The 12,940-nt window shown below is 42.2% G+C and carries 5 protein-coding genes; 1 reads left to right on the top strand and 4 read right to left on the bottom strand.

What is annotated here, in order from left to right; genetic code table 11:
- Window positions 1–1,353: 1,353 nt before the first annotated feature.
- Complete coding sequence (locus AC438_RS15845; protein WP_053982239.1) at window positions 1,354–3,669, top strand: M14 family metallopeptidase; 2,316 nt, start codon at window positions 1,354–1,356, stop codon at window positions 3,667–3,669.
- A 506-nt stretch (window positions 3,670–4,175) separates the two neighbouring features.
- On the opposite strand, the gene AC438_RS15835 is transcribed toward AC438_RS15845, so the two are convergent.
- The 4 genes from AC438_RS15835 to AC438_RS15825 form a co-directional block, all read right to left on the bottom strand.
- Window positions 4,176–6,674, bottom strand: coding sequence for a cytochrome-c peroxidase (locus AC438_RS15835; RefSeq protein ID WP_053982237.1), 2,499 nt, complete (start codon window positions 6,672–6,674; stop codon window positions 4,176–4,178).
- A 395-nt stretch (window positions 6,675–7,069) separates the two neighbouring features.
- On the bottom strand, window positions 7,070–7,216 hold the full coding sequence (locus AC438_RS16675) for a transposase domain-containing protein (RefSeq protein WP_394203722.1): 147 nt from the start codon (window positions 7,214–7,216) through the stop codon (window positions 7,070–7,072).
- 334 nt (window positions 7,217–7,550) lie between these two features.
- Entirely contained in the window at window positions 7,551–12,176 is a 4,626-nt protein-coding gene (locus AC438_RS15830; RefSeq protein WP_156312625.1) for a binary toxin-like calcium binding domain-containing protein, read from the bottom strand.
- Between the two features lie 474 nt (window positions 12,177–12,650).
- On the bottom strand, window positions 12,651–12,940 hold a 290-nt coding region (locus tag AC438_RS15825; protein WP_156317117.1), incomplete at its 5' end, for an integrase core domain-containing protein.

The following is a 12,940-nucleotide window of genomic DNA, read 5'->3' as shown; positions in this document are numbered from 1 at the left end:
TAAAAGTCTTTAAAATTTGTCACTATTCAGCCCTAATTACGATAATGCAACACCCCAAATAAAACGCTATCAGTCTCAATGCGCACGGCTTGTGGAATACTCTTATTGGTGATTAGCTTGCTGAATAATTGCCTAGGAATAGACTGATGCAGTATGACGACCTCGATCATATTTATGTGATTAAATTGGATAAAGAATACTATCCAAAGACCAATCTACCTTAGTAGGCTTTGAGCGACGCCAAGTTGTCAATATTAAAAACATTCGGCGACTGAATATCCAACTGAACCAGAAGTGATCTTTAACTTTAACCGACTAGCTTCTGCATTATTGGTGATCTCTGGTATAGAGAAAGTTATTAAAGAGCAGTTCAAAAACACCACCTGCTTACATGGATGAGACAGGCATTAATGTGAATAGCGATCGTCAATGGCTGTATTGTGTCAGCGTTTTATTTATTTCCGCATGAAATACGCGACAGGCATGAAAATACGACGTCATATACAATTAACGATTACTTCATATGCCGAGTAATAAAAAGCGCGCCCCGCTCTCCTTTCATTGGCACTAGACATCTCTGAATATGACTTGGAGAAAGCACTTAAAATTTAAAAATCAAATGTTCCATGCACGTTTCAGCGATCATGTAATAGTGGTTATTATTTAAGTATAGCAATATGCCAACCAATGACGTTTTGCGCCATTTATTTTTGCCATGCTAGTCTAAGTAAATTTTTATTTTAATGGATTTCTTTGAGCTTGCACCAAAACGTACCGTACTGCAACAAATAAGGACGAAAAAATAGATGCAGCTAAATAGTGTGCGTCGACTCAACCAATAAATAACACACCACTTAAATGCAGTAATACTCAAACGAGTAGAAAATACACTATGCATTTTTATAAAGTTTAGAGATTACCCCTAAAAAACTGTCGAACCTTGGGATAAATCACTAAAAAACAATATCTAGTAAAAATAATTTTTTAGAATAAATAATAAACTGTCAAATATAAAGCCTATAGCATTAAAAATTAAAACTCGTTAAGCATGGCATAACACATGCAGTGAATTTTTACTTATTCATTAATATTTTCCATCTAATAAATGAATAAGTAAAAATGTATTACGTTAAAATTATTTTTATGGCGCCTTATTACTTATAGCAGGTACCTAACTGTCGTAACTTCCACCTGCACCTGTATTGATAATTTTTATTAATACAGATAACTAATTAACAACAATTTGCAATATACGTAAATTTATTACATAACAGTATTATAAAGTATTCATAAAAAATACTTTATTAAATATAACTCGACTAAAACCTAATCCAGCTAGAGGAAAAACTCCTTATGATTAAAAAAATCTCTGTCGCTTGCTTTGCTTTACTCTATAGCGCTAATACTTTATCGCAAAAACCTTCGCATATGCCAACGTATTTACATGAAGCGATAATTCAGGAAGAAAACGCGACTAATATTTACAATGCCTATTTCCCTGACAAAAAAACAGCGAGAAAAGCAGTGGTTAGCTTGCATGGACAGCTGTTAGAAGCCAACTATGAAAAAGGATACTTAGTACTTGAACTCACTGAAGAAGAAAAAGAGCGACTAGCACCCTTTGGTTTTACATTTCGGTCAGCTGAAGAGTTTATGCAAAAGCGCAAGCAAGTACTAAAGAGCATCAAAGACAACTGGAGCACTCAACACAACTTATCTCTTGAAAAGAAAACAGATCGTAATACCTCTATTACCAGCACAGATAGTCGAGCCGATTTTATTGGCATTCCCGGATATGACTGCTATGAAACGGTAGAAGAAACTTTTACCAGCATGAACAACCTAGTTGACCAATACCCCAGCCTTACCCGTATTGTCGATGCGGGGGATTCTTGGACCAAAACGCAAGGAACAGGTGGCTACGATATTCGTGTTCTCGTACTTACCCGTAACAATACTATTCGCAATAAACCCAAGCTTTTTATTAATTCTGCTATTCATGCCCGCGAGTATGCCACTGCACCACTCTCACTCGCTTTTGCTAAGTGGCTAGTAGAGGGTTATGGCAATAATGCCGATGCAACCTGGATAATGGACAATCACGAGACACACTTGATGCTACAAACTAACCCTGACGGGCGCAAACGCGCAGAAACGGGTCTGTTATGGCGTAAAAACACCAACCAGAATATTTGCTCTCGGCAAAGCAACAACCGCGGCGTCGATCTTAATAGAAACTTTACTGATCGCTGGAATATTACCAATGGTAATGGTTCAAGCGACAACCAATGTAGCTCTACCTACCGAGGTCCATTTGCAGGTTCTGAGCCTGAAACTCGAGCAATGGAAAGCTACATACGCAATCTCTTCCCTGATCGTCGAGGCCCTAGCGACAATGATGCAGCTCCAGTGGATACAAGCGGCATCCATATTGACATCCATAGCTTTAGCGAACTGGTATTGTGGCCTTGGGGTGATAAAAACCGTGCTGCGCCCAATGGTACTGCGTTACAAACATTAGGGCGAAAATTTGCGTTTTTTAATGGCTATGACCCCCAACAAGCTATTGGCCTTTACCCTACTGACGGTACAACTGATAGCGTCAGCTATGGTGAGCTAGGTGTCCCATCCTACACTTTTGAACTAGGCACTGAGTTCTTTCAAAATTGTAATGTCTTTGAAAATGAAATATTGCCTGGCAACCTTCCTGCACTAATTTATGCCGCTAAAGTCGTGCGCACCCCTTACATCACGCCGTCTGGCCCCGATATTACTGGCTTAAGTTTGTCGGGCAGAGCTTCAACTATTGGAGTGCCCGCAGGGACAGTAATAACGCTTAGTGCAACAGCCACTGATACACGATTCAGTTCACGCAACGGTATTGAACCTACTCAAAATATTACGGCGGTAGAAGTTTATATAGACACGCCACCTTGGCAAAACGGTGCGAACGCTATTAGCCTTTCAGCCAATGATGGTCAGTTTAATGAAAAAATTGAAGAAGTAAGCGGCAGTATCGACACATCGGGTTTAAGCCAAGGGCGGCATATTATTTATACGCGTAGCCGCGACAGTCGAGGCATATGGGGGGCGGTCAGTGCCGAATTTCTGATGATCGATAATACAGCTACACCCGTCGTTTGTAGCCTGGAAGAAAGCTTTGAAAGAGGTAGCGGCGGTTGGTCTAACAGCCGTAACTCTACGTGCTCAACCGGCCGCTATATTGCGGGCACACCTAGCCTGCAAACCAGTGGCGGCATTACCACACAGGTTGGCAACGCCTTTGAAGGTAATAGCGCTTATTATACTGCTTCCAATATCAGCGCCGGGAATGCTGATGTGGATGGAGGAAACTGCATAGCATCTTCTCCAGTTTATTCGGTATCTTCACCTTCAATATTGACCGCGGCTTATTTTCACGGCCAGCGAGATTCTGGCGATGACAGCAGTGGTGATTTTTTTCGCCTAGAGCTTTCTACCGATGGCGGTCGCACTTATCGCTCGATTGCGGCTAATGGTGATACAGCAAGTGATGCACAATGGACAAAAGTAAGCGCCAGTGTTCCCGCAGGTGCGAATGTTCAGCTGCGTATTCAATGCTCTGATGGCAGTAACGCGGGCGATTTAGTTGAGTGCGGCATTGATAATCTCAACATATGCAGCAACTAGAGCGTGTTGATCTTTGCGGTACACAATTTAATCAACACACATGGATAGCTACAACATAGAAAATGCCAGAGCAACCATACTCTGGTAATTACTCGCTAATTTATCGTACCGAGTCGCAATGGCTCGGTATTTTTTTGATTTTCAAAGAGGCATTTTTCAGCGAGAGAAAAATCAGTGACACATTACTAGGCAGACTAATAAGAAAGATAACTACACAGGCACTTTTACAAAAGGCTTCTACCCAACTACATAACCCCGCATTACTAGCTTGGGTTTGAGTTGATTCTTTATGCTTTTTATTGCATTAATGCGTTGTTAGCGATTGTTTTGGCCTGGCGATACAATAGTCGATAATATTTAGTGTTATTTTTTTTTGGAATATCTGTCTAAGAATTCTCTTAAGCTCATACAAGAGACCGTCACCCAAGCTGGCGCCAAGTCTGACTTAGTTTTTGTGATCAGCGGTTCGGGTCAAAGCCCGATTATTCGGCAGGCTGTATAAGCGACTACTCGAGTGGGGGCGCACGACTACTCAGCGTTTCCACAAAGCTCTTTAGAGCTTCTATTTCAGCATCGGTTAGGTTTAATACCTGTAATTTACTGGAGCCTACCGGGAACATAGGGTCATAGCGATACTCATTAATTTTAAGTTTATTCGAGATATTACGTACCCCCATGGCATTATTATAAGAGGTAAATAACTCATCAAAATCAAAGCGCCCTGTATGCATGTAAGGCGCCGTATGCAAAAGCTCACGCAGTGATGATACTTTAAATTTACCCACATCTTCTGGCTTTAGAGTCACAGTGTAGCGCCCTAAATCTTGATTATTACGATTGTAATCCGACAACCCTAAATCTTCAAAGCCACCACTGGTAAAGTTAGGCCCAAAATGGCAATTCATACACCGCGCTTTGGTTCTAAATAGGTGTAAGCCCCATAATTCACGATTAGTTAAACTGCGCTCGTTACGTAAAAACTGATCAAATTTGGTATTTGTACTCACAATGGTACGCTGATAATTAGCCATCGCTTTAGCGATAATTTCTGGTGATAACGCCTCTTCGTTATAAGCACTTTTAACCAGCCCTTTATAATCGTTAAAGTCACCGTTTTCAATGCGCTGTGTCAACTCGCGCAAACTCAGGTTCATTTCAACAGGGTTGACAATAGGCCCTAATGCTTGCTCCTCTAAAGTGGCGGCACGGCCATCCCAAAAGAAGCTCGAATGCTGGGCAATATTAATAATCGAGGGGGCATTACGCATACCCACTTGCGCTGCGTCACCAACCGAAGCCAATAAATTATCATCCCACCCTTGTGCCGGACTATGGCATGTTGCACAAGCAATATTGCGATGCAGCGATAAACGGGCATCAAAAAATAATCGCTTGCCAAGCTCTTTAGCGTCTTCTGAATAAGGGTTGTCTTCGGGATACTCAACTATAGGTAGTAACCCCAGTGGCTGCCAGTCGATATTGTCATCAATGTGCGGTTGCGGCCAAGTCAAAGGATTGCGCTCAGCATAAAGGGATTTTATATCGTCATAAATTTGCGCAATGTCGCTGGATGTTTGCTCAGCAGGTGGGTTTAATGGGTCGGCATTAATACGTGTCCACGATTTATAAAGTGGCGCAGCACGTGTTAACTCAGGTGCCTCAATTACTTGCCCTATGGTTAAATCATAAATACCAGGGCTATAGGTTAAGCGTGTGTTGTCGGTATTGACCCAATAATAGCGCTGATCTAAAAAGGGAAATGACAGTGGAAAGCGCGCTACTTTTTTTGACGCTTGGTCATCTAAAATAAATTCAAAGTCTTCAATCGTCGGGATTGACCAACCCGTAACACCGCATAATGCAGCTTCATTAAATTGAGCCGTCTCACCAGCTAGCTCGCTTTTTGCAACAGCAGTTGTGGCGGTATTTGAGTCGCCGTAATGCCACATGTGTATGCCGTAACCATACTGGCGATAAGGTGCGCTTCTGCCGCGCAAATCATCTATGCAACGCCACGGCAATGCATCAAACGCCGTATTTTGATCTTCTAGCAATGCACCATTTTCATCAACCCTAAAAAAATCGTCTGTTTCGGGGTTGCGTGCGGCTAAAGTAATGGTCTCGGGGTAGTCGCGATCGATAATAGTTTTTAGGTCATCATAATTTTGTACTTTGATAAAATGACGTAGTTGGCTATCGGCATACATATCCAGTGCCAATTGATAGCTGTCACGTTTTTGAGTACCGCTGACCTCGTCCTCGGTCACAAAAATTTCGATGGCAGCACTGACTAGCAAAAGGCCGGCATCTTCTGCGCTATTTAATCGCGTGGTGCTCTGAGCCAACTCGTCATCACTTAATCGTCCATTTTGATCGCTATCAAGGTAGGCAAATTGCGCAGTAGATGCCGGAGAAACCATCACAAGCCCTTGGCGGTCATCGGCGGTAGCGCTTTGCGGTATCACGCTAGTGTTCATACTCGCCATGCGCGCACTCATCGCCTGATACAAACTCAGTTTATGCGTTAATACTTTGAGTATAGCGACACCTTGAGTGAGGGTGATCTCAGCGGGTTCCTCGGGCACATAATGAGCGGGTACAGTCAACGTAATATGCGCGGCATCATTGACAATAGCTGTAACCGTGATATCACTACTGCGCTGAGTAAAACTCACTTCGGCACCACCAAACATGGCGACTAAAGCCGGTGTGACCGATACAATAAGCTCTAAGTTTTGAGCCTCAGCAGGTACAGAGGAAGAATGTATTACCGAGCTCGTCGATTGAGCCATAGAGCTAGGGGGTTCTTGGCTAGAAGAGTCCATTGCAGAAGAGTAGCTATTGGATGAGCCAGTATCAAAAGACGATACCCCCGAAGAAAGAGAAGACTCCGTTATAGAACTCACCGAGGATACTGCAAGTTTATTACCACCTCCGCCACCTCCACCAAAATTGCAGCCTAGTAACGAAGATGTTGCTAGTAAGGGCAATAAAATATGCTTCATGTTTTTATTCGCTAATGATTATTATAAACGCATAATAATTAAGATGCAAATGAGAGTCAATATCAATTGGTGTGTATTCCACTTCCCTTTCTGAAGCGGCCTTTTAGGTTATCAAACCTGCCGCCACGCGTTATTAAGTTAGCACGCACTTAGTAGATCGAAGCATTTAGGTATTATTTTCAAAAAAATGCGGACCGAGATCACTCTTTTCAGCTCATCAATAGGCCTTAAGTCATACCTAACCCAATTAAAACGGTATAATTTCGGTATTATCAATAGATTGAAATATACGATACCCATTGAAAACACCCTACTTAAAACAATAGAAACTCACTTTTCAAGCCTACAAAACCTTCGAATGAAGGTAAGCGTCCAGCCAACCACACCTAGCGCAATTATGCTTGCTTAAAGCACCAAGGCATCAGCGTTTCAATATCGCAATTATTTCTCGGCAGCTCAGTGAGTAAATACTCTAAATAGGCATAGCAGTCGAGACCATTGGCTTTGGCCGTTTCAATTAATGAATATAAAACTGCACTCACGTGCGCTTTAGAGGGTTTTAATATGATTATGGAAAATCAATCGCTACGGCAGGCATGCTCCAAAGAAAAGAGCCATGCAAAAAATATGGATGACTAACCGATAGCGCTACTTCTTAGCTAGCGGCTGAGGAGCAGATAAGCCCGCGCGACGCTCCAGTTGTAAAAATATTGAATGTAAAAATATTGAATGTAAAAATATTAAAGCCAGCAAAGCTGGTTGGGCTTACTGATTCACTCCAAAAGAGTGTGAGCAGCTCTGAATGTACTAAGTGCTTAAATACAAATGAAGGCTCTAACCTAAAGGTTAAGAGCCTTACACTATATTCTATGAGTGTTAATCGAGTTCGTGCATATAGACTGTACCCAGCAAAATTATACCTACGGTTTCGGCAGTGTGAATACCGTCGCTGGATTCCCCTTCTTGAAGCTTCAGGTCATAACTTCGGAAGCGAACCTTTTGCCGAGTCACTATGGCATCGCTTGCATTAGTAGTTTGACTTTGGCTAAGCATAATGCCTTCGACGTTCACTGTGGCCCTTGAGAAATGCACTTCAAAGTCTGTCGGTTGCCACTGATGATCAATCTCTGCATGTCTAGCCCTTAAAATATGGATGTCTACGTTATTATTCATAAATTTAACTTCATGATCACCACGCTCTACAACCATATATGCAACCGTTTCAGGCAGGTCCATCCGGTTGTCGAGAATATTATCCCAACCTTCAATTTTATAGGTTAGTGAATTATTAGATACTGATTGTATTCGTATATGAACAGGCTGATCGTTATTGGAGCTGTTTAAAGTAATTACTGCAACAGGATCGGCATAGTTATGTAATAACGGTATTGAATACAATATATTTTCACTCAGTTGATCGATATCCGCAAAACCCACTTCTCCAATGATATCGCCATATTTGTTAGCTATTTCACCCTCTGTGACTGCAAAATAACCAACGTTTTCAGGCGAATACGATACATCACTACTAGCGGGCAACTCCCGTTCAATTTTTACATCGAACTTGGTTCTAGTGACATTTGTAACACGGGTTGTAGCTGTATCTGCGTTGTTAAACGTTTGCATATGCGCGAATACCGCGGGTTTTTTAGGTAAAGTAACGCCGAAATCCACTGAATCAAAGCTATTATTTACGGACTTAGCCGTGTCAAAAAGGAGCTTAGATGGTCCTCTATAAACTGGCTCCACTTCATGATCGCTAACATCCACTTCATCCCCCAGATCGGCAAACGATTTGACCTTTTCAAATTTCCAACCTTTTGTCCAAGTTTTTACTTCCGGTACCGTACCTACGCCGCCAGCACTGCCAATTGGCCGAAGCGCGACTACAGATTGAATCTCATATTTACCAGCGGAATCCATCTCATTAATCCGCCAATGTTGGTTGTAGTTTACTGGGGTATTGTCGTCATCGCTTGGAGCCGCAAAAAGCGGTTCGTTGTTATCACTTAATTTAACGTCATTTCGAGTAATGTAGGCATCCAAGTTTTTGGCTTTAAGGCGAACTTCTCGATCATTGACCTTATCAATTACCCAAATTTGATTATCTTCGCCAGTTTCTTCTTGGTAACTTAGATACTTACCGCTATCGTCAATGGTTAAGTAATAACCTGTGTCGGAAATTAAACGGTACTCAGACATATCCGCTAACGTATTGTTGGGTACATCTTGGTAAGTATATTCCCAGCCGATATGGTGCCCCTGCGTGTATTGCACTTTTAACATAAGGGAAGCGGCGTTAAATCCGTTCATGGGGTGCATAAACGCCCCCTTACTTCCTGTAGGCTTATACTTGTCGTAGTTACTAAAACTCTCTAAGCTACCCCAAGAGGCATTAATAGAGCATTGGTTTTGTGCTGTAAGCGCCTTAATCTGAGGTTTCCCGGCTTCATCTCTGTAATTTAAGTCAAACGTTCGGTACACCGTACATAGCTCAGTAGCGTTCCTTTGAGTTGACCACCCAAAGTCAACCAGCGCTTGTAACGATGTGTTGTCAGCTGACAGATGAGAAGATGTCCAATGTTGATCAACCTCTGACATCTTTCCGCATGATTTATATTTTATATCGCTCCAGACAAACATGGGGTCAACTTTTCCGGTACGTTCCATACTGTGGTAACCAAGCTGTGCGCTAGGAGAGCGAATGCCAATGTCGTCCAGCTTGAGTTCACTTATTACCTCGTCAGTATTCAAATTGCAGGTTATATCCGGTAAGGGGAGATGTCTAGTGGGTCCACCAATCCTGCTATACGTCATATTCAATTTGTTTTTAAACGGCAATTTATTCACACTATAAACCGCAACCGTGTTTTCTTCGGATATCCGCTTAAACTCTGAATACGCAGCGTTGCACGCTTCAATGTCGGAGGAAACCGATGCAAAATTAACAATTTCCGAAGGGCTATAATAAGAGCATTGAGTTACAAAGGTGTTTAGCGCGTTTTCCAATGTTGCAAGCTTGGTTGAAATTTCATTTACCGGCATCATTAAGCTGTGGTTTTGAATTTCATTGAAAAGTGCGCGCTGGTCAATCTCACTTCTACTATAGCGTGTCAGACTCTTTCGGTACTGTTGGACTCTGTTTAATTGCTCTTCGATGGTATTTTTCGTGGTATCAAAAACCCCTAAATAGTATTTGTCGATCATTTTTTGGGTAATGCCAATGTCTGTATTATTTTCGGTATCATTGGCGATACTGATAGCCTTAATATATTCGTCACCCTTTAATTGGTTATTACCAAGGTTAATACGGGTAGAATAGTAACCACTCAAGTTCAGTGTTTCTGGGTTTATATTGCTGCTTTTTGTATGTAAATCCATTTCGAAGCATTGATCATCAGCGAGGTTAGAGACTTTTCCATCCGGTATACAGAAATACACGTTACCGTAGGGTATGCCGTAGTCATCCGTTACTGTTGTTCTAACGTCTATCACCTTTTCATTCGGTTGGTTTGGCGCAGTCTTAATCAGTATTTCTGAATGCGGAATATGTGGGGAATCTTTGATATTGTTTTTCAATGTTACCTTGGCATAAGATGGCCACAGAACGGTCAACCCGTTTTTAGCTTCACCCCTGTAAGGCATTTTTTCAATGGCTTCCAGTTGTTCAATGTCATCTAGCCGTCCACCAGATTCTACATCGAATAGATCTACGACGAGTTTGGTTGTATCAAGGTCAATAATTAAGTAGTCCTCAATAGCGCTTTGCGGGTTCACTGCGAAACACAACGCATTATCAAGATCTTGATTATCTTGCGAGGTTAAGTAGGAAATATCCGTACAGTTTACGGGATTAAAGGCTTGTGCCAGCGCCTCTTGGATAGAGAGTGCCCAATCATTTGTACCGCTATTATATGCGCGGATCCAAAGAGTACTCGCTATGTTGTTGCCCGAGGTTGTTGTTAAGTCTAGTTTTACTCGCGTGTTATTTGCTTTGAGGATGTTCTGATATACCGACCAGTCTTGGCTTCGGTCGCTGGTTATATTACCGTTGTCGAGGGTCGGCACCTCGGCTGTATTGAGGCTGGTGCTTAATACAATTTGCCCGCCCTGAAGTAGGTAATCGCTTTGCTCCAATGTCAGGCATGTCGCATTCGAGTCGGAGTTAACACCGCTCAATATCAGTGAATTTGTCGATTCTTTTGGAAGTAGGGTAAAGGTGTCGCCAGAGACTTGGTTCCAAAGCTCGTCGCCTATATAAATATCCCACACAGGTTGTGCAGAAAAAGCATTGATATTACCGGTATTTTTTACTTCAGCAGCAATTTTAATTTTCGAAAAACAGCTAGCATTAGTCACTTCCGTTGTTTGATTAAGTGAAGCAAAAGAGCGGCGTTGTTCTTCATTGACAGCAGAGCCCATTGTCCAGGTTTTACTTTCAGAAAAACTGATAGTGAAACTAGAATCCTTAAGTTGTAAAGGCTTTATTTCTATCGAACCTCCAAAAACCCGGCCTTGGCTAAAGGATCGACTTTGGGTAACACGATGTACTTCGGTATCGGTGATTACCTCTCCACCAGTGTCTCTTAGTTCGACAATGTCTGTAATCGTGTAAGACTTAATACTCGTAGTGATTTCAGGTAATGCTGCGATTAACGGGTGGCCAGAGCCACGAGTAAGCGACAAGCCGTTAAAAGCCCCGAGAGCTTCTTCATAGTCAGAAAACGGGTCGAAATCTGTGCTGTACTCAGTGGGGTCGGTATAGTATGTCTCTGCGCCGTTTCTCGGTGGTACAACATCATAAGCGGGATTACGTAAAAACTCTTCGATATAGACGTCAATATTTTCGATATAAGCGCTATACTCGCCAAAGGTTTTTATAAATGCGTTTTCAATCGAGTTGTAGGCGTTTATATGTGTAATATTAACTTCTACGATTTCCTCATCAAAAATTTCGATCGCTCGCCAATCTGTCTGGTTGGCAATGCACGTGACCTCTTTGTTATGTTCGTTAACGCAGGAAACCCAGCCCGCGGTTCTTAAGGCATCGGCCAGCATCTTATATTGATTGGCTGCTTGGTTTTCCCCTCGTGCAATAAACTCATTCCACGCCGCGCCAGTGAGTCGTCTATTTAGTCCGCTTAGCTCGGCATCTTTAGACTTGTAATAGCCGTAAACTTCCAGCACATCGCGCACGCCATCACCATCGGCATCACCGTCGGCGTCAATGATGTTAAGCACCTGTTTTAGGCGGGCTAAATCAGCTGCGGACGCCGACGCTTCGAGTACTCTAGATATTTTAAACTCGTTAGCTGCTCTAGATGCACTGAATGTGCTAGATGCCGCATTAAAATAACGCTCAATTTTATCGTCGATACCGTTGCTATCTGAGTCAATAAAGGCTCGCGTATAAGGCTCCTTGGCATTGAGTGCCACTGAGCTAAGTAAAAGCAGTACAAAAAGCAATAACTTTCTCTTTATTATCCTGTGCTTTTCAAACATAAGGTAAATCTCTTGTGAATTAAACAGATTAAATTCCAGTGAAAGGTTGACCGGTTCTGTTATCCATAATGATAAATATAGTTTTTTGTCTTGGATAACGTAAAAAATGAATTGCTGTAAATCGGGGAAAGCTAGGTTCAAAGTTATAAGCACCGACACTGCGCTAGCGCAGTGTCGGTGCGGCGGCACTCTAACAGTAAATTTAGGCTTCAACAGTTAAACTTTTGCTGCAGAAATATTAACGTTTACTTTCACTGTTAAATAATGCTTACGATGAATTCGGAATGTAATCCCCCAAGAAACTAGAAGCAGTCATGAGTAGAGAATTCCATTAAAATCACTCCAAGGAGTTTTCTATGAGAAAGTCACGTTATTCAGACAGCCAGATAATGGCGATCCTCAAGCAGAACGAAGATGGCATATTGTAGTGGTCAATAAAAACCGGAGAACTTAACAGGCGGATATCCACATATGCTACAGGTTGATTATGGCCTGCCTTTTTTCTGCTGTAATGGGTGGTAATCCATTGTTGTGTGTATGTGGTCGATCATTATTGTAATAATCATCAGTATAACTGCTCACATCCAACACGGCGTCATCAAAACTTTCGTAGCCTAAGCGCGGCATGCGTTCTGTTTTAAAGGCTCGAAAAAAGCGTTCCATCGGAGCGTTATCCCAGCAGTTTCCTCGTCGGCTCATACTTTGTAATACGCCGTTATTTTTGAGCGCAATAATACAAGGACAATCACCCCAAAAAACACCTA

The sequence above is a fragment of the Marinagarivorans algicola genome, assembly GCF_001292705.1.
Classification (GTDB): Bacteria; Pseudomonadota; Gammaproteobacteria; order Pseudomonadales; family Cellvibrionaceae; genus Marinagarivorans; species Marinagarivorans algicola.
The sequence above is the reverse complement of the archived record's forward strand: the minus strand, read 5'-3'. Positions and strand labels throughout refer to the sequence as shown.

Coding starts and splice junctions, on each gene's coding strand:
- AC438_RS15835 (WP_053982237.1), bottom strand. CDS start 6,674: ATGAAGCATATTTTATTGCCCTTACTAGCAACATCTTCGTTACTAGGC.
- AC438_RS15845 (WP_053982239.1), top strand. CDS start 1,354: ATGATTAAAAAAATCTCTGTCGCTTGCTTTGCTTTACTCTATAGCGCT.
- AC438_RS15830 (WP_156312625.1), bottom strand. CDS start 12,176: ATGTTTGAAAAGCACAGGATAATAAAGAGAAAGTTATTGCTTTTTGTA.